The organism is Streptomyces kronopolitis (assembly GCF_014646275.1).
GTDB classification, from domain to species: Bacteria; Actinomycetota; Actinomycetes; order Streptomycetales; family Streptomycetaceae; genus Streptomyces; species Streptomyces kronopolitis.
In genome coordinates, this window is sequence record NZ_BMND01000026.1 from 23,213 (window position 1) to 46,362 (window position 23,150).

20 protein-coding genes are annotated in these 23,150 nt (G+C 72.5%); 11 read left to right on the top strand and 9 right to left on the bottom strand.

What is annotated here, in order from left to right; all coding sequences use genetic code 11:
- Window positions 1-48: 48 nt before the first annotated feature.
- Together IEY78_RS24550 and IEY78_RS24555 are read right to left on the bottom strand one after the other, a co-directional pair.
- Entirely contained in the window at window positions 49-915 is an 867-nt protein-coding gene (locus tag IEY78_RS24550) for a sulfite exporter TauE/SafE family protein (RefSeq protein ID WP_189101700.1), read from the bottom strand.
- The gene (locus tag IEY78_RS24555) at window positions 900-1,700 is read right to left on the bottom strand and encodes a GntR family transcriptional regulator (protein ID WP_189101702.1); all 801 of its coding nucleotides are present in this window, start codon (window positions 1,698-1,700) and stop codon (window positions 900-902) included. The genes IEY78_RS24550 and IEY78_RS24555 overlap by 16 nt, the downstream gene beginning before the upstream one ends.
- Before the next feature lie 223 nt (window positions 1,701-1,923).
- Here IEY78_RS24555 and IEY78_RS24560 point away from each other — a divergent pair, with 223 nt between their 5' ends.
- A complete protein-coding gene (locus IEY78_RS24560; protein ID WP_189101704.1) occupies window positions 1,924-3,468 on the top strand; it encodes an MBL fold metallo-hydrolase in 1,545 nt (514 codons plus the stop codon).
- 59 nt (window positions 3,469-3,527) lie between these two features.
- Here the strand turns inward: IEY78_RS24560 and IEY78_RS24565 are convergent, their stop codons facing one another.
- Window positions 3,528-5,228, bottom strand: coding sequence for an MFS transporter (locus IEY78_RS24565; protein ID WP_229700150.1), 1,701 nt, complete (start codon window positions 5,226-5,228; stop codon window positions 3,528-3,530).
- A gap of 404 nt (window positions 5,229-5,632) precedes the next feature.
- On the opposite strand from IEY78_RS24565, the gene IEY78_RS24570 reads away from it, so the two are divergent.
- The 4 genes from IEY78_RS24570 (at window position 5,633) to IEY78_RS24585 (ending at window position 9,471) form a co-directional block, all read left to right on the top strand.
- Window positions 5,633-6,166: an AMP-binding protein gene (locus tag IEY78_RS24570; protein ID WP_229700151.1), complete on the top strand. Its 534-nt coding sequence runs from the start codon at window positions 5,633-5,635 to the stop codon at window positions 6,164-6,166.
- A gap of 1,408 nt (window positions 6,167-7,574) precedes the next feature.
- The gene (locus IEY78_RS24575) at window positions 7,575-8,144 is read left to right on the top strand and encodes a hypothetical protein (protein WP_189101708.1); all 570 of its coding nucleotides are present in this window, start codon (window positions 7,575-7,577) and stop codon (window positions 8,142-8,144) included.
- Window positions 8,145-8,568: 424 nt separating this feature from the next.
- Entirely contained in the window at window positions 8,569-9,138 is a 570-nt protein-coding gene (locus tag IEY78_RS24580; RefSeq protein WP_189101710.1) for a MepB family protein, read from the top strand.
- Between the two features lie 69 nt (window positions 9,139-9,207).
- Window positions 9,208-9,471, top strand: coding sequence for a hypothetical protein (locus IEY78_RS24585; protein WP_189101712.1), 264 nt, complete (start codon window positions 9,208-9,210; stop codon window positions 9,469-9,471).
- A gap of 41 nt (window positions 9,472-9,512) precedes the next feature.
- Here IEY78_RS24585 and mscL read toward each other — a convergent pair whose 3' ends face one another.
- From mscL to IEY78_RS24610, 5 genes are all read right to left on the bottom strand, one after another.
- On the bottom strand, window positions 9,513-10,010 hold the full coding sequence (gene mscL, locus IEY78_RS24590; protein WP_189101714.1) for a large conductance mechanosensitive channel protein MscL: 498 nt from the start codon (window positions 10,008-10,010) through the stop codon (window positions 9,513-9,515).
- Between the two features lie 769 nt (window positions 10,011-10,779).
- Window positions 10,780-11,613: an S-methyl-5'-thioadenosine phosphorylase gene (locus tag IEY78_RS24595; RefSeq protein WP_189101716.1), complete on the bottom strand. Its 834-nt coding sequence runs from the start codon at window positions 11,611-11,613 to the stop codon at window positions 10,780-10,782.
- A gap of 253 nt (window positions 11,614-11,866) precedes the next feature.
- On the bottom strand, window positions 11,867-12,217 hold the full coding sequence (locus IEY78_RS24600; RefSeq protein ID WP_189101718.1) for an FmdB family zinc ribbon protein: 351 nt from the start codon (window positions 12,215-12,217) through the stop codon (window positions 11,867-11,869).
- A gap of 115 nt (window positions 12,218-12,332) precedes the next feature.
- Entirely contained in the window at window positions 12,333-13,634 is a 1,302-nt protein-coding gene (locus tag IEY78_RS24605) for an MFS transporter (RefSeq protein ID WP_189101720.1), read from the bottom strand.
- A 307-nt stretch (window positions 13,635-13,941) separates the two neighbouring features.
- Window positions 13,942-15,459 carry a potassium/proton antiporter gene (locus IEY78_RS24610; RefSeq protein WP_189101857.1) on the bottom strand — a complete coding sequence of 506 codons (1,518 nt, stop codon included), beginning with the start codon at window positions 15,457-15,459 and terminating at the stop codon, window positions 13,942-13,944.
- 183 nt (window positions 15,460-15,642) lie between these two features.
- Here IEY78_RS24610 and IEY78_RS24615 point away from each other — a divergent pair, with 183 nt between their 5' ends.
- On the top strand, window positions 15,643-18,354 hold the full coding sequence (locus IEY78_RS24615; RefSeq protein ID WP_189101722.1) for a penicillin acylase family protein: 2,712 nt from the start codon (window positions 15,643-15,645) through the stop codon (window positions 18,352-18,354).
- Window positions 18,355-18,428: 74 nt separating this feature from the next.
- Here IEY78_RS24615 and IEY78_RS24620 read toward each other — a convergent pair whose 3' ends face one another.
- Complete coding sequence (locus IEY78_RS24620) at window positions 18,429-19,061, bottom strand: 5-formyltetrahydrofolate cyclo-ligase (RefSeq protein WP_189101745.1); 633 nt, start codon at window positions 19,059-19,061, stop codon at window positions 18,429-18,431.
- A gap of 80 nt (window positions 19,062-19,141) precedes the next feature.
- Here IEY78_RS24620 and galU point away from each other — a divergent pair, with 80 nt between their 5' ends.
- The 5 genes from galU to IEY78_RS24645 are packed head-to-tail and all read left to right on the top strand — an operon-like array spanning window position 19,142 to window position 23,057.
- On the top strand, window positions 19,142-20,044 hold the full coding sequence (gene galU / locus IEY78_RS24625; RefSeq protein ID WP_189101747.1) for a UTP--glucose-1-phosphate uridylyltransferase GalU: 903 nt from the start codon (window positions 19,142-19,144) through the stop codon (window positions 20,042-20,044).
- 4 nt (window positions 20,045-20,048) lie between these two features.
- On the top strand, window positions 20,049-21,389 hold the full coding sequence (gene glp, locus IEY78_RS24630) for a molybdotransferase-like divisome protein Glp (protein WP_189101748.1): 1,341 nt from the start codon (window positions 20,049-20,051) through the stop codon (window positions 21,387-21,389).
- 59 nt (window positions 21,390-21,448) lie between these two features.
- A complete protein-coding gene (gene moaC / locus IEY78_RS24635; RefSeq protein ID WP_189101750.1) occupies window positions 21,449-21,931 on the top strand; it encodes a cyclic pyranopterin monophosphate synthase MoaC in 483 nt (160 codons plus the stop codon).
- Window positions 21,928-22,431, top strand: a complete 504-nt coding sequence (locus IEY78_RS24640; protein ID WP_189101752.1) for a MogA/MoaB family molybdenum cofactor biosynthesis protein — start codon at window positions 21,928-21,930, stop codon at window positions 22,429-22,431. The genes moaC and IEY78_RS24640 overlap by 4 nt, the downstream gene beginning before the upstream one ends.
- Window positions 22,432-22,445: 14 nt before the next feature.
- Entirely contained in the window at window positions 22,446-23,057 is a 612-nt protein-coding gene (locus IEY78_RS24645) for a GNAT family N-acetyltransferase (RefSeq protein ID WP_189101754.1), read from the top strand.
- Window positions 23,058-23,150: the final 93 nt, after the last annotated feature.

A 23,150-nucleotide genomic window follows, 5' to 3' on the forward strand; every position in this document is an offset into this window, starting at 1 on the left:
CCTTGGAGAGTGGGTGGAAAAGGTCGGGTCGGTGCGCGGCGCGCCGGGTCACGGGGTCCAGAGGTGCGGAACGGCGACGGCCGCCATCGCGACCGCGAGGACGGTGACCAGGCCGGCGAACGCCGTGGTCAGGGCCTGCGGGCGCAGGCGGGAGGTGAGGCGGTTGCCGAGGTTGCTGCCGACCGCGGCGCAGGCCGCGAACCCCGCCAGCAGCGGCCAGTCCAGGGTGCCGGTGCCGGCCCGGGTGCCCAGCGCGGTCAGCGAGTTGATGAGGATGACCAGCAGCGAGGTCCCTATGGCGACCGGCATCTCCAGACCCAGCACCAGGGTGAGGGCGGGGACGACGACGAACCCGCCGCCGACCCCGAAGAAGCCGGTGAGCAGCCCGACGGCGGAGGCGGTCGCGGCGACCCGGACCGGACGGGCGGGCGCGGGGGAGACCGATGAGGTCGCTCCCCGGGAATCCCTTAAGGGCCCGGCGGCCACGGCATCCGGGACCGCCCCCGGCGCCCCCGGCAGGCCCGGACCGTCCGCCTCCCGCGCGGCACGCAACCCCCGTACCAGCAGCATCGCCGCCACCACGAGCATCAGACCCGCGAACGCCGCCATCAGCACCGTGGGATCCAGCGCCGCACTCCACCGGGAACCGAGGTAACTGCCGGCCGTCCCCAGCGCCCCGAAGGCCGCGCCGGCCGCCCAGCGCACCCGCCCGGCGCGCGCATGGCACACCAGCCCGGTCACCGCGCCGACCGTGACGACGACCAGCGCCCCCGCGGTCGCCTCGTGCGGCGACTGCCCCAGCAGATACACCAGCGCGGGCACCGCCAGCACCGAACCGCCGCCGCCCAGCGCGCCCAGCAGCAGCCCGATCACCAGCCCGCACGGCAGCGCCGTGACGGCTATGAGGACGGACACGAGGCCCGCGGCGCCAGGGCGACGGCCCGGCTGTTGTCGGTCCACTCCGCGACGAAGGTGAACCGGTCGCCGCGCACCACCGTCTCGCGCCACTCCACGGGCCGCTCCCCGGCCCGCCCCAGCCGCTCGATGGCGAACGCCGGCTCCCGGTCGGCCAGTCCCAGCAGCCACGCCTGCCGGATGTCCGGCAGGAACGGATGGATCCGCTCCCGCCCGCCGGTGACCTTCACCCCGCAGCGCCGGGACAGCTCCCCGTAGAGCGAGGTGTGCCCGAAGTCGGCCTCCAGCAGCGGCTCGGCGGCCTCGGCGGGCAGATACGCGGTGTCGTGGGCGAGCGGTTCGCCGTCCGCGAGCCGCAGCCGCTCCAGGACGATCAGTGGCGCGTCCGGGATCAGCCCCAGATGCTCCGCGATCGTCCCGTCCGCGGTCCGCTCCAGCCGCAGCACCTCGCTGCGCTGCTCCACGCCCTGCCCCTCCAACTCACGGAAGAGGCTGTAGAGCGAGCCCAGCGGCTGCTGTATGCGGCGGGTGTCGAGCCGGCTGGCGCGGCCGCGTTCGGCGATCACCAGCCCGTCGGCGCGCAGCTTGCGCAGCGCCTCGCGGACGGTGTGCCGGCTGACCCCGTACTCGCCGGTGAGCCGGTGCTCGGCGGGGAACTCCTCGTGGAACGCGCCGGCTTCCATCCGGCGGCGCAGATCGGCGAAGAGCTGCGCCCACAGCGGCAGCGGCGAGTGCCGGTCCAGGGGGCGCGGTGCGTGCGCGCCGTCCGGCGGCTCGGTCGTCATGGTCGGTTCCTCCGCGGACTGAAACGGGGTGGCGTGGCGTGGGCGAGGGGCGGACGGGGCCCGTGCGGCTGATACGGGGTCATATCCGGCGCCGGGAAGGCACCCCCGGCTTGTCGCCCGCCCTCGGGGTACCTAATGTACGTACATCCGTGCATCCGCACAACGCACCTGCCCGGACGGGTCCCGGCCACCGGACGGACCCGCACACCTCTGGAGGCCGACCGTGCACTTCGCGCAGTACTACCTCGACTGCCTCTCCCAGGCGTCGTATCTGATCGGCGACGAGACCACCGGACGCGCCGTGCTCGTCGACCCGCGCCGCGACACCGACGAATACCTGCGGGACGCGGAAGCCGCCGGCCTGCGCATCGAACTCGTCGTCGAGACCCACATCCACGCCGACTTCCTCTCCGGGCACCTCGAACTCGCCCGCGCCACCGGCGCCACCGTCTGCTTCGGCGCGGCCGCCGAAACCGGCTTCCCCATACGGCGGCTGAGCGACGGCGAGCGCCTCTCGCTCGGCGGGGACGACGGCGGGGGCGTCACCCTCACCGTCCTCGCCACCCCCGGCCACACCCTCGAATCCATCTGCCTGGTCATCCACGAACACCCCGACGACGAGGTGCCGTTCGGCGTGCTGACCGGCGACACCCTCTTCGTCGGCGATGTCGGCCGCCCCGATCTGCTGTCCGCCGCCGGACACTCCCCGCAGGACATGGCCGCCCGGTTGCACCACTCCCTGCACACCAAACTGCTGACCCTCCCGGACGCGACCCGGGTCTTTCCCGCACACGGCGCGGGCTCCGCGTGCGGCCGCAGCCTGTCCACCGAGACCAGCTCCACCATCGGCGACCAGCGACGCCTCAACTACGCCCTCCAGCCCATGCCCGAGGCCGACTTCATCCGCCTGGTCACCGCCGGACAGCCCACCACCCCTGGCTACTTCGCGCACGACGCGGCCCTCAACCGCGACGGCCACCCCCTCCTGGAGCCCGGCCCGCCGCCCGCCCTCACCCTGGACGAGGCCCTCGCGGCCCGCGACCGGCAGGGCGCCGCCCTCCTCGACTGCCGCCCGCTGGCCGCCTACACCCGGGCGCACCTGGCCGGTTCGTTCCACACGAGCCTGGACACGCGGTTCGCCGAGTACAGCGGCAGCGTGGTCGCCCCGGGCACCCCGATCGTGCTGCTCGCCGACCCCGGCGCGGAGCAGGAGGCCCGCCTCCGCCTCGCCCGCATCGGCTACGACCACGTCCTCGGCCATCTGCCCGACCCCGCCGCCGTACTGGAGCGCTGCCCCGCACTCACCCGCCGCAGCCAACGCATCCGGCATGAGGACTTGGTGGGGGAGCGGGGCCCGTGCTCGTGGAGCGGGGGGCTTCCGGTGGACGGCGGGATGGGCGGCAGGACGGATGGCGTGGCTTCGGATGGCGTGGCTACGGGGGGTGAGGCTTCAAGGCGTGCGGCTTCGGGGGGCGGGGAGCCGGCCGAGCGTCCTGCCACGGCCGGTGTGCGTGCGGACGGGGTGCAGTTGATCGACGTCCGCAATCCGGCCGAGTACGAGGCAGGGGCCCTCCCCGGAGCCCGCAACATCCCGCTGGCCGGCCTCCGCCACCACATCGCCGAACTGGACCCGGACCGCCCCGTGGTCCTCTACTGCCGCAGCGGCAACCGCTCGGTGATCGCGGCGGCCCTGCTGGAGGCACACGGCTTCGGTGACGTGTGCGATGTGGTGGGCGGGTATGACGCGGTGGCGGCGGGCGGGGGATGAGATCGCGGGCCGGTTGGTGAGCGGGGGCGGGGGCCGGGAGGGGTCTTGCGGGAGGGGGCTCAGCGGTCATCTCGGCTTGTGCTGGGGGTGCTTCCGGGGTGGGCTCGTGGGGGTGCGTGGTGTGACGGGTGGGGGCTGCCGTCGCGGTCTCCCTGGTCTCCGCGGTCTCCCTGGTCTCCGCGGTCTCCCCGGTCTCCCCGGTCTCCCTGGTCTCCCTGGTCTGTCGGGTCTCCACGGTCCGCCCGGTGGATGCTCCCGCCCTCGTCGCCCGGGGCCGGCTGGGCTGTTGGGCCTGCCCGGCGGATGCTGCCGTCGCTCCGGCCGGCCCGTCGGCCTACGCGTAGCGCCTCCCGATGGAGCACCAGCATCAGGACGAGGACGGCGGCGGCGCCCAGGCAGGCGGCCGCGGGGAGCGCCAGGGCGAGGCGCGCACCGGTGCCCGCCCCTGCACGGGTGACGCCGTCCGCCCCTGCACCCGCGACGCCGCCCGTCCCGTTACCGGCGAGGCTCCCCGTCCTGTCCCCGGTGACGCCACCCGCCCCGGCGCCGGTGACGGCGAGCCAGAGCCCCGCCGTGGCGGTCAGCACCGCCTTCGTCACCCCGGACGCCTCGCCCGCCCGCTCGCGGCGGACGACCGCCTGGGTGCCGGTGAGCGCCAGCCCGCCGGCCACCCCCAGCGCCACCGCGGCCCCCGTCGACGCCCACAGTAGGGCCACGGCGCCCGTACCGTACGCGGCCCAACCCAGCGCGACCGCCGCCGCGATCAGACAGCCGGCCATCACCGGCACGGCGGCCGTGGGGCGCACCCGACCGGCCGCCGGGCCGCCGACCGCCAGCGCGGCGGCGGGCGCGAGAAACCCCACCCCCGCGTCCCGCACCGACCACCCCTCGCCTCGCTGGAGCACCCACGGCACCACGTACAACAGCGCCACGGTCGCGGAGTTGGCGAACGCGCCGCCCACGGTCAGCGCCACAAACGGGCGGTTTCGGAACAGCGAGAGGTCCACCAACGGCGCGGCGGAGCGCCGCTCGGCCCGCAGGAACAGCGCGCCCAGCGCCACCGCACCCATCGCCCAACCCCAGGCCACGGGATGCTCCAGCCAGCGCACGAGGCAGACCAGCGCCCCCGTGGCGGCAGCCGCACCCGCGGTGTCGAAGGGCCGCCGGGCCTCCGGATCGCGGAACTCCGCCGCCCGGCGGGCACACAGCACGGCGGCCACGGCGAGCGGCACGGTCAGCCAGAAGACCGCCCGCCAGGAGCCGGACCGGGTGAGCACACCGCCGACGAACGGGCCGCACACGGTGGCCAGTCCGGCCAGCCCCAGTGCCCGGCCCGTCGCCCGGCGCGCGTGCTCCGGTGGGCAGGCATGGGTCAGCAGCGCGAGCCCGGCAGGCATCAGCAGCGCACCGCCCGCACCCTGCAACACCCGCGCCGCCACCAGCAGCGGCAGCGACGGCGCGAGCGCGCACAGCACCGCAGCCACGCCGAAGAGCGCCGCCCCGAACGTCAGCATCCGGCGCCGCCCGCAGAGATCCCCGAGGCGCCCGGCCACCGGCATCAGGGAACCGGCGGCGAGCAGATAGCCGCTGACGATCCACGGGGTGGCGGACGCGGGCCCGTGCAACTCGTCGCGGACGGCGGGCAGCGCCGGATTGAGCGCGAAGGCGTCCAGTTGGACACAGCAGGCGCCGGCGGCGAGGGCGGCCAGCGCCCAACGGGCCGAACGGTCCAGGCGAGGGCGCTTTTCGGGCGCGGGCATGACGGGCATCTGGCCGCCTCTCATCTGCCCTCCCGCAGAGGCGGGAGGGAACCGGAAGGAAGAAAAAGAAATGAGGTGAGAGGGGATGGAGTGCACCGGAGAGGGGCAGGAATGCCGGGACGCACCACGTGCACGGCCGGAGGGATCCGGAGCGATACGGCGTCGGAGTCTGTGGCGAGACGATGCCGGAGCCCGCGGGCCAGCTGCCGGAGGAGTCGCGGCGAGGCGCCGAGTAGTCGGCGGAGCCGTGGCGAGGCGCCGAGTGGTCGGCGGAGAGGCGCCGTGAGGGACCGGCGCGCTGTGCTGCCGCGTGGGTGCGGGAAGGGGCGGGCGCGGGCCCCGTACAACGGACGTTCAGCGATCGTTGATCGACGATCTAGAGGCTGAGCCGCATGTTGCGCCGTGTGACTTCAGAGCATGCAGATGACGCCAGGGAAAGGCAAGAGCCGCAGGCGTCGCGGATCGCCCTCACCTGGAACGGAGAGCCCGGACGCCGTGAGGAGCTGACGCACGGCATGCTCCTGGACCAGGCGGACCGGGCCGCGGCCGCGCTCTCCCGCCTCGGGGTACGGGCCGGAGACCGGGTCGCGGTGCACTTGCCGCTGGTCCCCGAATCCGTGATCGCCACGCTCGCCTGCGGGCGACTGGACGCGATACGCACCACGCTGCCGGTCTCGCTGACCGTGCCCGAACTGGCCGCGAGGATCCAGGAGTCCTCCGCCCGGGTGCTGATCACGGCCGACGCGGCGTTCTGGGACGGGGCCGTACGTCCGGTGAAGGCACTGCTGGACCACGCGCTGGCACGGGGCGCGGCCTCGGGCGCCTTGAAGGACCGGAGGGTGCTGGTGGTGAACCGCTGCTCGCGCCCGATCTCCTGGAAGCCCACCCGCGACCTGTGGTGGCACGACTCCCTGGGCATGCCGGCTGCACTGCGCTGAGGCCTGACGCCTGACGCCTGACGCCTGGTGTCTGGCTGCGCGGGCGGGTTGGGGGCTCTGCGGCCGGGGCGCCAGTGCTTGGGGGCGCTGGGGGGGAAGCCGCCTGGGCTGGGGAGCCGGGGCTGGGGGCTCTGTGGCCGAGGGCGCCAGCGCTGGGGGTGCTGGGGTTGGGGTCGGCGCCGGAGTAGGGGCAGGGGGCGGGGTCTGGCCCGGGGGCAGGGGTGGCCTGGGCAGGGGCAAGACCGGGGCTCGGGGCAGGGGGGCGGGGTCGTGCCTCGGGGACAGGGCCGGCCTGGCAGGGACGGGGCCGTGGCTGGGGGGCCAGGGCTCGGGGCCGCGTGGGGGCCCGGGGGTTGGGGCTGAGGGGCTGGGTCCGAGGGGGACGGGCCTGGCGACCAGGGCTGGGGAGGCTTGGCGAGGTTCGTGGGGCGAGTCTGCTGGCGACCGGGGCTGGGGGAGGCTCGACGAGGTCCGAGGAGAACGGGTCTGGCGACAGGAACTGGGGGAGGCTCGGGGAGGGGGAGCCCCGAGTCTCCCTCGCCTATGACCTCGCCCCCTCCCCTCCCCTCCCCTCCCCCCGCCCCGCCCCACTCCGCCCTGGCGCTAGCCCTCGGCCCGGCCACTGCCATTGGCCCTGCCACTGCTGCCGCCGCTGCCACCGCCACTGGCCCTGGCACTGCCGCTGCCGCTGCTACTGGGCCTGGCTCGGGATCTGGCCATGCCACTGGTCCCGCCCCGGTCTGGCCCTGGCCTTGGCCTGGTTCTGGAACCCCGAGGAGACGCGCGGATTTCGCCCGTCTACCAGGGGCTCTCACCCACTGAGGCCGCAAAACAGGACCATTGCCCCATAGCCCCCTAGTGTGGTCCTCGTGCCACAGCCATCAGACGCCCCAGCAGCCCCGGGAGCGGATCCCGGGCACATATCGGAGCTGCCCCGGCCCAGGCCGCCGGCGCTCCGCGCGACGCTGATGGGCTCGATCGCCGCACTCCTGCTGAGCGCCGCCATCGCTCTCGGCAGTCGCATGCTGCGGGACTTCGACTCCGCACTGCTCCTTTACGCCGTGGCCACAGTCTTCCTCGCCTTCGGCCTCGCCTACCGCTGCACCGCCCGTCGCAGTGATTGCCCGCCCGCCGTCTCCAACGACCGGACCACCGCACCTTCCTGCCCCAGGGCCCGCGCCCCGGAGACGGCCTCGCCAGGGAAGACACCGCCAGAGAGGAAGGCTCCAAGGCCGGCGCCTCTCAAGGAAGCCCCCGCGAGGAGAGCCTTCGCCGGATACCCAACGAGCCACTCAGGAAGACGACCGCCGCTCCCGTCCCTGCTCTCGGCTCCCGAAGGTTCCTAGGCGTCCGCTTGCCCGCTTACTGGATCGCTCGTCAACTCCTCCTCTGGGGTTGCCTGCTGGCCGTGCTCGCCACCATCTCGCTTGTCTGGGGATGGCTCACCTTTCACCGCGCTATCGCGCCAGGGCCCGGATATGACATGCGTATCTGGGGTTTCAGGGCCATCGGTTTCGACTCCTCCGGTGTCGTTGGCTGGATTGTCTTTCGCGGGCTCGACCTCGCCGCGCTGCTCGTTATCGCGGGGGTTGGTTACCTCCTGTGGCAGCGGCTGCGGGACCGTTCGGCTGCGCCGGGAGGACACGTCGCCCATGACCTCGTTGCGTTGCTCGCTCTCCTCGTCGTCTCCGTCAGCGGACTTCTGCTGACGTTCTCGGCGTTCTTTCTGCACGGCGGCGGCTATCGACTGCTCTCACTGCTGCATATGGCGTCCGTGGGGTTCACGCTCGTCTCTCTCCCGTTCGGGAAGTTCTTCCCTCGTGTGAGGCGGGTTGACGTGACGGCGGGAAGTCGTTCGGCCCCGCTGCTCGACAGGACGAATAGCCCTCTCCCTGGCGCCGTGGGGAACTCCTCGGCTCCGCCCCGTATTTCGTGCATTCATCGACCGGAAAGGCCGCTGTCCCATGGCTCGTCATGACGACGCACATTCCCGCCATTCGCTTCCCGGCTCCGACCGGACCAGGCCCCACAAACGCAGGCACGCCACACAGGGCCCGCCGACCCGGCCCCAGGACGGAGACCGTCCGCACCCCACCTCCACCCACGACAAGGGCCACTGACCCGAGCGGCACTGCGGCACCGCCCGTCCAGCCCCGGCAACATCCCCGCCCGTCCCGGCACCAGCCCCGGCCGATTCCCTGCCGTAGCCGTAGCCGTAGCCGTAGCCGTAGCCGTAGCCGGAGCGGGAACGGAACCGGTAGCCAGCGGCCAAAGGCCAACGGGCGGGCGTCCCGCCAGCCCGCCCTCCCCGGCCACTACCCAAACGGAATCCGTCCCCCCTCGTATCCCCCCACCGGTATCCCGCCGCCCCGAGCGGCGACCGGCGATGGCAGGATGCCGGAATGGCGACATATTCCGGGGGACCGTCGGACCACGGCCCCGCAACTTCCGCACCGTGGCCGGACGGGGAATCGCTGCACGGTGAACTGCTGGCGGCGAAGGCTTCGGTGTATGACCCGTGCGGATTCGTCTGCTCGCGGCCGGTGCCCGAGGCCGAGAGTGCCGAGTATGCGGCGCATGAATTCACTCTCGACGGCCTGTCCGTCAGATTCCGGGTGGGCAAGACCACGCCGACGAAGGTCGGACAGTTCGTCACGGTGTGGAAACGGAGTCCCGGCGGGCCGATCCAGCCCTTCGATTCCACGGACCCGGTCGATCTCTTCGTGATCAGCACCCGTGACGGCGGGCGGTACGGACACTTCGTCTTTCCGCGGGAGGTGCTCTGTCAACGAGGCATCGTTTCCCGTGACGGCTCCGGCGGAAAGCGCGCCTTCCGTCTCTATCCGCCGTGGGTGGAGACGACCAGCCGCCAGGCCCGGAGCACGCAGGCGTGGCAGGTGAAGTTCTTTCTGCCGATTCTGGAGGACGGCTCCGTCGATACGACCCGGGCGCGGGCTCTGTATCACCCGTGAGCGGCGGTCCCGGCCGGGGCGGCCCCCGCCGGTCGGGAGCCGCTCCCGATCCGGCCGTACTCTGGAGAGGTGAGCAGCAGCCCCGACCATGAGCCGGCCGACGAGCCCCAGGACGCCACCGGCGCCGAACAGGCCGCCGCGTCGCCGGCCGCCGCGTCCTCTCCGGCCGCGCGCCCGGCCCGTAAGCCCCCGGTGCGGCTGATCTTCGACGATCCGCTGAACCAGCAGTCCTCGGACGACACCGACCGCGGCTGGGGCGAGCGCTCCGGAGGCGGGGACGGCGCGGCCGACCTCGCCCGCTTCCTCGACGAAAAGCCGCCCCACCACCTCTGAGCGAGGCGGCTGGGCGGCATCGGCCGGCCGTTCGGCGCCTGCTACTCGTGCGTCTTCTGGATGCCGATGGTGCCCGAGGGCATCGACGTCCCACCGGTGCGCTGCGCGACCAGCGCGTCGCGGATCTCCGTCAGCAGCTCGATCTCGGTGGGGCCCAGCGGGGCGTCCTCCGCCGGCTTCCTGAGCAGCTGGCGCTCCTTCCACTTGTTGATCGGAAGGATCATGAGGAAGTAGACGACCGCGGCGGTGATCAGGAACGTCAGGGCGGCGCTGAGTACGGAGCCCCACAGGATGTAGATGCCGTCGCTGAAGGCGCCCGTCTTGGGATCCTTGGCGCAGGTCGCGGTCAGGCAGGACTGGTAATGATCGAGGTTCTGCGAGCCGAGCGCGCCCACGAGGGGGTTGATGATCCCCTTCACCACCGCGTTGACGATGTTCGTGAAGGCCGCACCGACGACGACCGCGACCGCGAGTTCGATGACGTTGCCGCGCATCAGGAATTCCTTGAATCCCTGAAGGACGCCCTTGCTCTCGCTCACCAGACAGCCTCTTTCCTTGCTCACTACACACGGTGCACCAACACTCAGCACCGCAACTTACGTCAGGGCAGGGCGGAGGTGTCCAGTCCCTACCGGCGCGGTGGGCGCGCCCCCGGGGGCACGCGGCAGCCGCCCTGCCATGCGCAGAAGTGTCACGTGCCGCGGAAGCCGAGGCCACTCGATCTTGGCGCATGATCACCGTCCTCCCGTGGCCGCCACCGAGGGACAGCCGTCGGCGGGAGCGGCTCGTACGGCGCCGTACGACGCGCCGCAGGCCAGTGCTGCCGCGGCCGTCGCCAGACCGGCGGCCAGCACGCGCCGCCGCGCGGTCCGCCCGAGCCGGGCCCGGCCGCCGCCGGCCCGCACCGGCGGGAAGTGCGGCACCTCACACGGCGGGGGAGCGGGAAGCGGAGGGGAGAGGGACCCGGGATCGACCAGGGGAGGCGAAGGGAGCCCTGGGCCGACCGCCGGGGGCGTAAGGCGTTCGGAGCTGATCAGGGGAGGGGAAGGCGAGCGGAACCCCGGATCGGTCAGAGAAGGGACCCGACAAGGGGAAGAGGAAGAGAAGGGAGCGGAAGAGAAGGAAGAGGGCGGCGAAGAGAACGAAGAAGCGGACGGGGTACGGGGCATCTGGGCACCGCCTGTGGTGAGGGGTTCGGAGAACCGGCGATCACCACCGTGCCGGAGTCCGCACCGGCCCGCTCCAGGCTGTGTACGACCCCGCGCCTGTGGACAACTCGGCCACCCCGAAGGGTGAGGCCGCGCGGGATCACGGCAGCTCGATACCCAGATCCCAGCCCGCGTGGGCGTCGGTGCACAGGCAGTTGCGGGCGGCGTTGTCGGGGAGGGCGGCGACCGCGTCGAAGAGGACCTCGCGCAGCCGGTCGACGTTCTGGGCGAAGACCCGGAACACCTCCTCGTGGGAGACGCCATGGCCGGTCTCGGTACCCGCGTCCAGGTCGGTGACCAGTGTCAACGACGTGTAACACAGGCTCAGTTCGCGGGCCAGCACGGCCTCGGGGTGTCCGGTCATGCCCACCACCGACCAGCCCTGCGCGGCGTGCCAGCGCGATTCCGCGCGGGTCGAGAAGCGGGGGCCCTCGATCACGACGAGGGTGCCGCCGTCCACCGGCTCCCAGTCCCGGCCGCGGGCCGCAGCGAGGGCGGCCTCCCGCCCCGTGGGGCAGTACGGGTCGGCGAAGGTCAGATGGACGACGTTGGGGGTGCTGCCGTCCGGCAGGGGCTCCCCGTCGAAGTAGGTCTGGGTGCGGGCCTTGGTGCGGTCCACGAGCTGGTCGGGCACCAGCAGCGTGCCGGGGCCGAACTCCGGGCGCAGCCCGCCGACCGCGCACGGGCCGAGGACCTGGCGCACGCCGAGCGAGCGCAGCGCCCACATGTTGGCGCGGTAGTTGATGCGGTGCGGCGGGAGATGGTGCCCGCGGCCGTGCCGGGGCAGGAACGCGACCTGGCGGCCGGCGATCTTCCCCAGGAACACCGAGTCGCTGGGGGCCCCGTAGGGGGTGTCCACCGCGACCTCGGACACGTCGTCGAGGAAGGAGTAGAACCCCGAGCCGCCGATTACACCGATCTCCGCGTCAGCCATGCCGGTCACACTATCCGGGCACGGCGGCCTGCGGCAGCAGAGTGACGCGGACGAAAGCAAGCCGTAAGGAATGCCCTAGGACGAGTCCGAGGCCGGGACCTGAGACAACCCGCAAGACGGATCCGCAAGGCCGACCTGCGAGGCCAACCCGCAAGGCCAAGCCATAAACCACCCCGCAAGCCCACCCCTAAGCCCACCCCGAAAAACAACAGACCCCGCCGTAGGTGACGGCGGGGCCCGGAAACGCTGGGGGTCAGGCGGCGGAGCTGCTGCCCGAGCTGCTGCCGGACGACGACGAGGCGGCGGCCGGAGCGGCGGCCTTGGTGTCGGAGCCGCCGGACGAGGAGCTCGACGAGCCCGAGGAGTCCGAAGAGGACGAGCTGCCGGACGCGCCGGAGCTCTTGGCGGGGCTGCTGCTGGACGACGAACCGCGGCTGTCGTTGCGGTAGAAGCCGGAGCCCTTGAAGACGATGCCGACGGCGGAGAACACCTTCTTGAGGCGTCCGTTGCAGCTGGGGCACTCCGTGAGCGCGTCGTCGCTGAACTTCTGCACCGCCTCGAGGCCCTCGCCGCACTCGGTGCACTGGTACTGGTAGGTCGGCACTGTTGTCTTCCTCCTGGCACTCTCACTCGATGAGTGCTAACGACGCTCCATTTTGCAGTATTCCCGGCCAGCAGTCCACCGTGACCGGTCCAACGGTGACCGACCGCACGTCCGCTCAGGCGCGCGCCAGCTCCCGCTCGCGGTCCTCGGCGCCGGCGGAAACCTGCGCCGGGAGGTGCCCGGCGGCCGCTTCGGCGCCCCCCGCGGAACGGCGGGGCAGCAGGTGGGCGCGGAGCGCCAGCAGCACGGTGCAGGCCAGCGCCGTACCGGCCAGCGGCACCAGGAATCCGGTGCTCGGCCCGAAGCCGTCCGCGAGCTGGCCGGCCGAGGTGGCCGCGGCCGCCTGGCCCAGCGCGACCGCGCCGGTCAGCCAGGTGAAGGCCTCGGTCCGGGCGGTGGCCGGCACCAGCGTCTCCACGAGGGTGTAGCCGGTGATCAGGGCCGGGGCGATGCACAGGCCGACGACCAGGCCGACGGCGCCCAGCAGCGGCACCGCGGTCACCGCCCACAGCGGGGTGGTGGCCAGCGCCAGCAGCCCGTAGGCGACCAGCAGCCGGCGCCGCGGGCCGACCTTCCAGGTGATCGCGCCGCAGGCGATGCCCGCGAGCATGTTGCCGCCCGCGAAGATCCCGTAGAGCACGCCGTTGATGCCGGGCTGCCCGATGTGCTGGGTGAACGCGGTCAGCGAGACCTGCATCCCGCCGAAGACGGCGCCGATGCCGAGGAACGCCACGATCAGTACGCGCACGCCGGGCACCGACAGCGCCGAGACGCGCGGCCGCTCGCCCGACCCGGGCCGGTGCACCGCCGGCTGGCTGCGCTTCTGCGCGGCGAACAGCAGCCCGCCGGCCAGCGTCAGCGCGGCCTCGGCGACCAGCCCGGCCGCCGGGTGGATGCCGGTGCACAGCGCGGTCGCCAGCACCGGGCCGACGACGAAGGTGAACTCGTCGGTCACCGACTCGAAGGCGGCGGCCGTCGGCATCAGCGGACCGGCGCCGAGCCGGGCCGCCCAGCGGGCCCGCACCATCGGGCCGACCTGCGGCGTCGAGGCGCCCGTGGGGACGGCCACCGCGAGCAGCGCCCACAGAGGGGCGTGCGCCAGGGCGAGGGTGATCAGCGCGGCGACGCCGGCGGCGTGCACCAGTACGCCGGGGAGCAGCACCGCGCGCTGGCCGAAGCGGTCGGCGAGCTTGCCGCCCTGCGGGGCGAACAGCGCCATCGCGACGCCGGTGGTCGCGGACACCGCGCCCGCGGTGCCGTACGAGCCGGTGGTGGACTGGACGAGCAGCACGATGCCGATCGTCAGCATGGCGAAGGGCTGCCGGGCCAGAAAGCCGGGCAGCAGGAATGTCCAGGCACCGGGGGTGCGCAGGAGTGTTCCGTAACCGGAGCGGGAGTCCTTGACCGCGGATGCCACGGCCGGGCCTTTCTGCCGCCTGGTAGCGCGCCGCCCGCGAGGTCGTCACGGATACGCGCCGAGAGCTGTCCTCTCGCGCAGGACCGAGTGATACCGCGTGGTCCGCACCGGAGAGGTGGCTGCGTGGGGCAGAGGACCGCGGCCGCCGAGCGGTCGCGCCAGCTCTGCATCAGGCAGAGTTGGTTCGTCGATGTGCGTCTTCATACTACAGGCCGCAGCGCGGGAAGCCCTGGGACAGGACAGGACTTCCCGGGTATTTCCTCCGAATCCATGGAGAGATGCGGCACATTCCGGACCCGTCCGGTCGTCAGTGCGAGCCGGGCCGCCGCCCCGCGGAGCCGTGGATGCCCAGCCAGCCGGCCAGCTTGCCGCCCTGGGAGACCGCCTGCAGCCGCCGCTCGGCCGCGTCGCGCACCGGGTCGGTGGCCACCACCAGCAGCTCGTCGCCGCGGCGCAGCACCGTAGTGGGCGCGGGGACGAAGCTGGTGCCGTCCCGGACGACGAGGGTGACGGCGGCGCCCGCGGGCATCCGCAGCTCGCCGACCTCGACGCCGTGCATCCGGGAGGCCGGGCCGATGGTGGTCGACAGCAGATGGCCGCGCAGCCGCTCCAGCGGCGCCGACTCGATGCCCAGGTCGGCGGCCTCCTCGCCGTCGCCCAGCCGCAGCCGCCGGGCGAGCCAGGGAAGCGTCGGCCCCTGGACGAAGGTGTAGATGACGACCAGCACGAAGACGATGTTGAAGACCCGTTCGCTGCCCGGCACATCGGTCACCATCGGGATGGTGGCCAGCACGATCGGGACCGCGCCGCGCAGCCCGGCCCAGGACAGCAGGGTCTTCTCCCGCCACGGCATCCGCCACGGCAGCAGCGCCGCGAACACCGACACCGGCCGGGCCACGATCGTCAGGATCATGCCGATCAGCAGGGCGGGCACGATGTCGTCGAGCAGGTTGTGCGGGGTCACCAGCAGGCCGAGCAGGACGAACATGCCGATCTGGCCGATCCAGCCGAGGCCTTCGGCGAAGCCGCGGGTGGCGGGGGAGTGCGGCAGCTTGGCGTTGCCGAGGATCACCGCGGCCAGGTAGACGGCGAGGAACCCGGAGCCGTGCGCCAGCGCGCCGAGCGCGTAGGCGGAGACCGCGATGGCCATGACGGCGATGGGGTACAGGCCGGACGCGGGCAGCGCCACGTGCCGCATGGCGTAGGCGCCGAGCCAGCCGATGGCCAGGCCGATGGCGGCGCCGATCGCCAGCTCCAGGGCGATCGTGCCGAGCAGCAGGTACCAGTGCTCGACCGGCCCCGCGGTGGAGAAGGCGACGACGAGGATCACCACGGGGGCGTCGTTGAAGCCGGATTCGGCCTCCAGGATGCCGGTCAGCCGGGCCGGCAGCGGCACGCTGCGCAGCACGGAGAAGACGGCGGCGGCGTCGGTGGAGGAGACCACGGCGCCGATCAGCAGCGCCTGGCGCCAGTCGAGTCCGGCGAGGTAGTGCGCGCCGGCCGCGGTGATTCCCACGCTCAGCGCGACGCCGACGGTCGACAGGGACGCCGCCCGGGGCAGCGCCGGCCGGATCTCCTTCCACTTCGTGCCCAGGCCGCCCTCGGCGAGGATCACGACCAGCGCGGCATAGCCGAGGAGTTGGGTCAGCTGGGCGTTGTCGAAGACGACGCCGCCGGGGCCGTCCTGGCCTATGGCGACGCCTATCCCCAGGTAGATGAGCAGGCTGGGCAGCCCGCTGCGCGAGGAGACCCGTACCGCGGCGACCGCGATGAGAAGTACGAGTGAGCAGATCAGCAGGAGTTCGTTGAGGTGATCGACAGACAGGAGCTGATCCTTCCTCGCACGGGTTACCGGGAACGGTTTTCCTTACCGTATCTAGTTACTGAGGCTAACAATTTACCATTACTTGAAGGTTGGATGTGCTGGCGGTGACTCCGCGTAGGGGTCGCCGAACCCGTGCGCCTATGGTTGCTCCAGCACTCCCACCCTGCCCCTCGAAGGACAGAGATGCCCGCCAACAAGTCCGGCCCAGTCCCCAGGAAAAAGAAGGGGCGGCGCGGCCGCCTCGTCGCGATCACGGTCGTGCTGCTGCTCGTGGCGGGCATCGGCTTCGGCGCGTTCTGGGGCGTCAGTACCGTCCGTGCCTCGTTCCCGCAGACCACCGGCTCGCTCAAAGTCCCGGGCCTGACCAACCCGGTGGACGTCACCCGCGATGCCAACGGGATCCCGCAGATCTACGCGGACACCGACGAAGACCTCTTCCGCGCCCAGGGGTACGTCCAGGCGCAGGACCGCTTCTGGGAGATGGACGTCCGGCGCCACATGACGTCCGGCCGCCTCTCGGAGATGTTCGGCAAGAGCCAGGTCAAGACCGACTCCTTCCTGCGCACGCTGGGCTGGCACCGCGTGGCGCAGAAGGAGTACGACACCAAGCTGTCGCCGAGCACCAAGAAGTACCTCCAGGCCTACTCGGCGGGCGTCAACTCCTACCTCAAGGACCACGGGGGCTCCGCCCTGTCCCTGGAGTACGCGGCGCTGGACTTCCAGAACGACTACAAGCCCGAGAAGTGGACCCCGGTCGACTCGGTGGCCTGGCTCAAGGCGATGGCCTGGGACCTGCGCGGCAACATGCAGGAGGAGATCGACCGGTCCCTGATGACCAGCCGCTTCACCCCGGCGCAGATCGACCGGCTCTACCCGGCCTACCCGTACAAGCGGAACAAGCCGATCGTCGAGGGCGGCGCGGTCGACCCCGCCACCAAGCAGTTCAAGCCCGGTGGCGCGGCGAACTCCGCCCCCGCGGGCGCCGCCGGGGCCGCGGCCGGCTTCCAGTCGCAGCTGTCCTCGCTGTCCAAGACGCTCGACAAGGTCCCCGCGCTGCTCGGCCCCAACGGCAACGGCATCGGCTCCAACTCCTGGGTCGTCTCCGGTGACCACACCACCACCGGCAAACCGCTGCTCGCCAACGACCCGCACCTGGCACCGCAGATGCCCTCGCTCTGGTACCAGATGGGCCTGCACTGCCGCACCACGAGTCCCAAGTGCAACTACGACGTCTCCGGATTCACCTTCTCCGGTATGCCGGGCGTCGTCATCGGCCACAACCAGGACATCTCCTGGGGCATGACCAACCTCGGCGCGGACGTCACCGACCTGTACCTGGAGAAGGTCAGCGCCGGCGGCTACCTCTACGACAACCGGCAGCGGCCCTTCGTGACCCGCAAGGAGACCATCAAGGTCGCCGGCGGGGAGAGCCGCGAGATCACCGTGCGCTCCACCAACAACGGGCCGATCGTCTCCGACCGCGACAGTGAACTCGCGGGCGTCGGCAAGGACGCCCCGGTCGGCAACGCCGCACCGGACCGCGGCGACGGCTACGCCGTCTCGCTGCGCTGGACCGCGCTGAACCCCGGCAAGTCCATGGACGCCGTCTTCGAGATGAACCGCGCCAAGGACTGGACGAGCTTCCGCAAGGCCGCCGAGCACTTCGAGGTGCCGTCCCAGAACCTGATCTACGCCGACACCAAGGGCAACATCGGCTACCAGGCCCCGGGACAGATCCCCGTCCGCGGCAAGGGCGACGGCAGCTACCCGGCGCCCGGCTGGGACCCCAGGTACCGCTGGACCGGCTACATCCCGCAGAAGTCCCTGCCGTACGAGTACAACCCCAAGCGCGGCTACATCGTCACCGCCAACCAGGCCGTCACCGACGAGAAGTACCCCTACCTCCTCACCAAGGACTGGGGATACGGCTCCCGCAGCCAGCGGATCAACGACCTGATCCAGTCGAAGATCAAGGACGGCGGCAAGGTCTCCACCGATGACATGCAGGCCTTCCAGAAGGACAACAGCAGCGAGATCGCCCGGCTGCTGACGCCCTATCTGACGAAGATCGACATCAAGGACAAGTACGTCCGCGACGCCCAGCAGCTGCTGGACGGCTGGGACTTCACCCAGGAGCCCGACTCCGCCGCGGCCGCCTACTTCAACGCCGTCTGGCGCAACACCCTCAAGCTCGCCTTCGGCAACAAGATGCCCAAGGAGCTGCGCCCCGAGGGGCAGTGCCTGACCGTCCGCCCGGCCGACGAGACCGGACCCGCCGACGAGAACGACAAGTACGTCCGCGAGTGCGGCGAGCGGGCCGGCGACACCGCCCAGCCCGACGGCGGCGACCGCTGGTACGAGGTCGTCCGCGGCATCCTGGACGACCCCAACAACGCCTGGTGGAAGACCGAGGACCGGCCCGGCCGCCCCGGTGACCAGAACCGCGACCAGCTCCTGGCGCACGCCATGGCCGACGCGCGCTACGAGCTGACCGCCAAGCTGGGCAAGAACATCGACAACTGGAGCTGGGGACGGCTCCACCAGATGTACCTGAAGAACCAGACCCTGGGCACCGACGGACCCGGCGCCCTGCAGGGCCTGTTCAACCGCGGCCCCTGGAACGTCGGCGGCGGCGAGGCCGCGGTCGACGCCACCGGCTGGAACGCCGCCGGCGGCTACAAGGTCACCTGGGTCCCGTCGATGCGGATGGTGGTCAACCTCGCCGACCTCGACAAGTCCCGCTGGATCAACCTGACCGGCGCCTCCGGGCACGCCTACGACGCCCACTACTACGACCAGACCGACAAGTGGGCCAAGGGCGAACTGCTGCCCTGGGCCTACAGCGAGGACGCCGTCAAGAAGGCGGCCAAGGACACGCTGACGCTGTCGCCGTAGGGGCCGAGGGCTCAATCACGCAGGGGCGGACCGGAACTCTCCGGTCCGCCCCTGCGGCTTTGCGGCCGCGCCGCTCAGCCCTCCGCGCGGGCCCCCGGCGCGGCGAACCGGTGCACCGCCGACGGGGTCACCGCGGCATGCACCCGCCGGTCGTGCGGCTCGGCCGGCACCTGAGCCAGCACCTCCGCGTCATAGAGCAGCACCACCAGCGACGCCCGCGCCCCGGCCCGCTCCAGCCGCGCCAGCACCCGGTCGTAGGAGCCGCCGCCGCGCCCCAGCCGCAGCCCGCCGCGGTCCACCGCGAGCCCCGGCAGCAGCACCACGTCCGCCGCGGTGACGGCCTCCGGGCCCAGCCGCGGCCCCGCCGGCTCCAGCAGCCCGCGGCCCGCCCGGACGAGCCGCCCGGCGCCCTCGTAGCACGCCCAGTCCAGGTCGTTGTCCGCCAGCAGCACCGGCAGCAGCACCCGCACCCCGGCCGCCCGCAGCCGGTCGAGCAGCGCGCGGGTGGAGGGCTCGCCGCCGATCGAGACATACGCGGCGACGGTGGGCGCGGCGCCGGGGGAGCCGGCGCCGGACAGCTCGTCCAGCTCCAGTGCGCGCCGGGCCAGCGCCTCGCCCGTCGACGCGAGGACATCCGCCGGCAACGCGCTCCTCACCTCCAGGAGGGCCCGCCGCAACCTGCGCTTTCTATCGTGATCGACGCTCACTGTGTGCCCTTGCTCCCGCTCTTGTGGCTTTTCGCCGTACCCTCATCATCATTCCGATAGGGCCGGTTATGGTGGCGCGCATGACCCCATCGCACACGCGGATCAGCAAGGCTGTCATCCCCGCAGCCGGCCTCGGCACCCGGTTTCTCCCCGCCACCAAGGCCACGCCCAAGGAGATGCTCCCGGTCGTCGACAAGCCCGCCATCCAGTACGTGGTGGAGGAGGCGGCCGCCGCCGGACTCTCCGACGTCCTGATGGTGACCGGCCGGAACAAGCGTCCCCTGGAGGACCACTTCGACCGCAACTACGAACTCGAAGAGGCCCTGCACCGCAAGGGCGACGAGTCCCGCCTCGCCAAGGTCCAGGAGTCCAGCGACCTGGCGACCATGCACTACGTCCGCCAGGGCGACCCCAGGGGCCTGGGCCACGCCGTGCTGTGCGCCGCACCACACGTCGGCGACCAGCCCTTCGCCGTCCTCCTCGGCGACGACCTGATCGACCCCCGCGACCCGCTCCTGGCGCGCATGGTCGAGATACAGGAGCAGTACGGCGGCTCGGTCATCGCCCTCATGGAGGTCGACCCGGCCCAGATCCACCTCTACGGCTGCGCGGCCGCCACCCCCACCGGCGACGACGACGTGGTCGGCGTCTCCGACCTGGTCGAGAAGCCCGACCCGGCCGAGGCCCCCAGCAACCTCGCCATCATCGGCCGCTACGTCCTCGACCCGGCCGTCTTCGAGGTGCTGCGCAAGACCGCCCCCGGCCGCGGCGGCGAGATCCAGCTCACCGACGCCCTCCAGGCGCTGGCCGCCGACCCCGCCCTCGGCGGCCCCGTGCACGGCGTGGTCTTCAAGGGCCGCCGCTATGACACCGGCGACCGCGGCGACTATCTGCGTGCCATTGTCCGACTCGCATGCGAACGTGAGGACCTCGGCCCGGACTTCCGGTCCTGGCTTCGCAGTTACGTGACCGAGGAGATGTAAGACGTTGAACGGCACCACCGGCCAGACCCGCCACCAGGACCGCGTCTGGTCGGTGGCCGAGCATCTCGACGACGTCCTGTCGAAGATCGCCCCCCTCGACCCGATCGAGCTGCAACTCCTCGACGCCCAGGGCTGCGTCCTGGTCGAGGACATCACGGTCCCGGTCGCCCTGCCGCCGTTCGACAACAGCTCCATGGACGGCTATGCCGTCCGCGCCGCCGACACCGCCGCCGCCGACCGTGACGCCCCGGTCTCCCTCACCGTCATCGGGGACATCGCCGCCGGCCACGGCGAGCTGCCGGCCGTCGGCCCCGGCCAGGCCGCCCGCATCATGACCGGCGCCCCGGTGCCGCCCGGCGCCGATGCCGTCGTCCCCGTCGAGTGGACCGACGGCGGAGCGGGCGAGGGCCCGGCCGCCGCGATGCGCGCCCACAGCGCCGCCCCCGAGGACGCCGGCGGCGAGGTCCGCGTCCACCGCCCGGCCGCGGCCGGCGCCCACATCCGCACCCGCGGCAGCGATGTCACCGAAGGCGAGCAGGCCCTGCGGGCGGGCACGGTCCTCGGCCCCTCCCAGATCGGCCTGCTCGCCGCCATCGGCCGCGGCACGGTCCGGGTGCGGCCCCGCCCCCGCGTCGTGGTGCTGTCCACCGGCAGCGAACTCGTCCAGCCCGGCGAGGCGTTGGGCCCCGGCGAGATCCACGACTCCAACAGCTTCCAGCTGACCGCCGCCGCCCGCGCCGCCGGAGCCCTCGCCTACCGCGTCGGCGCCGTCGCCGACGACGCCGACACCCTCCGCTCCACCCTCGAGGACCAGCTCATCCGGGCCGACCTCCTCGTCACCAGCGGCGGCGTCAGCGTCGGCGCCTACGACGTGGTCAAGGAGACCCTGACCGCGCTGTCCGCCACGGAGGACGACGGCTCACCGCTCGCCGGGGGGACGGTCGAGTTCCGCACCCTCGCCATGCAGCCCGGCAAGCCCCAGGGCTTCGGCCTCATCGGCCCCGACCGCATCCCGCTCCTGGCCCTGCCCGGCAACCCCGTCAGCTCCTACGTCTCCTTCGAGCTGTTCGTCCGCCCCGCGCTGCGCGTCCTGATGGGACTGCCCGACGTCCACCGCCCCACCCTCCGCGCCCGGATCACCGACGGCATCGCCTCCTCGCCCCAGGGCCGCCGCCAGTTCCTGCGCGGCCTGCACGACGCCGACGCCGGCACGGTCGCCCCCGTCGGCGGCGCCGGCTCGCACCTCATCAAGGCCATGGCTCATGCCAACGCCCTGATCGTCGTCCCCGAGGAGACCACCGAGGTCCCCGCGGACAGCGAGGTGGACGTCGTCCTGCTCGGCTGACCCGCCGCCGCCGGAGGTACGGTGTCGTCCCACAGGCGGCAGTTTTGACCGGGAGAACGATGAGCAGCGGCCAGCACCACCTCACCCATCTCGACGCGGCGGGCGCGGCGCGGATGGTGGACGTCTCCGCCAAGGACGTCACCGCCCGCACCGCCAGCGCCCGTGGCCGGGTCCTGGTATCGCCGCAGGTCATCGAGTTGCTGCGGGGCGAGGGCATGCCCAAGGGCGACGCCCTGGCCACCGCCCGGATCGCCGGCATCATGGGCGCCAAGCGCACCCCCGACCTGATCCCGCTCTGCCACCCGCTGGCCGTCTCCGGCGTCACGGTCGACCTTTCCGTCACCGACGACGCCGTCGAGATCACCGCCACGGTCAAGACCACCGACCGCACCGGCGTCGAGATGGAGGCGCTGACCGCGGTCTCCGTCGCCGCCCTCACCGTCGTCGACATGGTCAAGGCCGTCGACAAGGCCGCCGTCATCTCCGACGTCCGCGTCGAGGAGAAGACCGGCGGCAAGTCCGGCGACTGGAGCCGGTCATGACACCCGCCCGCGCCCTGGTCGTCACCGCCTCCAACCGGGCCGCGGCCGGCGTCTACGCCGACCGCGGCGGCCCGCTGCTCGCCGAGGGCCTGACCGCCATGGGCTTCGAGGCCGACGGCCCCCAGGTGGTGCCCGACGGCGACCCGGTGGAGGCCGCCCTGCGCGACGCCGTCGCCTCCGGCCGCTACGCCGTCGTCCTGACCACCGGCGGCACGGGCCTGTCGCCCACCGACCGCACCCCCGAGGCCACCCGCCGGGTCCTGGACTACGAGATCCCCGGCATCCCCGAGGCGATCCGCGCCGCCGGCCGGACGAAGGTCCCCACCGCCGCCCTCTCCCGCGGCCTCGCGGGCGTCGCCGGCACGACCCTGATCGTCAACCTCCCCGGCTCCACCGGCGGGGTCCGCGACGGCCTCGCCGTCCTCGCCGACCTGCTGCCGCACGCCGTCGACCAGATCCACGGCGGCGACCACCCCGCAGCGCCCGGGAGCCCGAGCTGAACGCGTCCTGGCCCGTGGTCCTCACGGACGGGGAGGTCATCCTCCGCCCGATAAAGATGCGCGACCAGCGGGCCTGGCGCGAGGTCAACCGCCGCAACCGCGACTGGCTGCGCCCCTGGGAGGCGACCGTCCCGCCGCCCCCGCCCGGCCTCGTCCCGCCGCACCGCCCCACCTACCGCCAGATGGTCCGCCATCTGCGCGCCGAGGCGCACGCCGGCCGGATGCTGCCGTTCGTGATCGAATACCGCGGCCGGCTCGCCGGACAGCTCACGGTCGCCGGGATCACCTGGGGCTCCATGTGCGCCGGCCACATCGGCTACTGGGTCGACCAGGGAGTCGCCGGCCGCGGCGTCATGCCGACCGCCGTGGCGCTCGCCGTCGACCACTGCTTCCGCGCCGTGGGACTGCACCGCATCGAGGTCTGTATTCGGCCGGAGAACACCCCCAGCCGCCGGGTGGTGGAGAAACTCGGATTCCGCGAAGAGGGCATCCGCCCCCGCTATCTGCACATCGACGGCGCCTGGCGCGACCACGCGGTATACGCCCTCACCACGGAAGAGGTGCCCGAGGGCCTGCTCAACCGCTGGCGGCGGGAGAGACCCGGGTACTCCCGGCCCTCCTCGTAAATAAAATAAATGTTCGAATAATGTCGCCGATCGACCCGATAGGCGACCACGCCGATCTCTACCATCACAAAAAAGTTCGAGATATCAGCCAGA

Coding starts and splice junctions, on each gene's coding strand:
- IEY78_RS24555 (WP_189101702.1), bottom strand. CDS start 1,700: ATGACGACCGAGCCGCCGGACGGCGCGCACGCACCGCGCCCCCTGGAC.
- IEY78_RS24565 (WP_229700150.1), bottom strand. CDS start 5,228: ATGCCCGCGCCCGAAAAGCGCCCTCGCCTGGACCGTTCGGCCCGTTGG.
- IEY78_RS24580 (WP_189101710.1), top strand. CDS start 8,569: ATGGCGACATATTCCGGGGGACCGTCGGACCACGGCCCCGCAACTTCC.
- IEY78_RS24595 (WP_189101716.1), bottom strand. CDS start 11,613: ATGGCTGACGCGGAGATCGGTGTAATCGGCGGCTCGGGGTTCTACTCC.
- IEY78_RS24615 (WP_189101722.1), top strand. CDS start 15,643: ATGCCCGCCAACAAGTCCGGCCCAGTCCCCAGGAAAAAGAAGGGGCGG.
- galU (WP_189101747.1), top strand. CDS start 19,142: ATGACCCCATCGCACACGCGGATCAGCAAGGCTGTCATCCCCGCAGCC.
- moaC (WP_189101750.1), top strand. CDS start 21,449: ATGAGCAGCGGCCAGCACCACCTCACCCATCTCGACGCGGCGGGCGCG.
- IEY78_RS24640 (WP_189101752.1), top strand. CDS start 21,928: ATGACACCCGCCCGCGCCCTGGTCGTCACCGCCTCCAACCGGGCCGCG.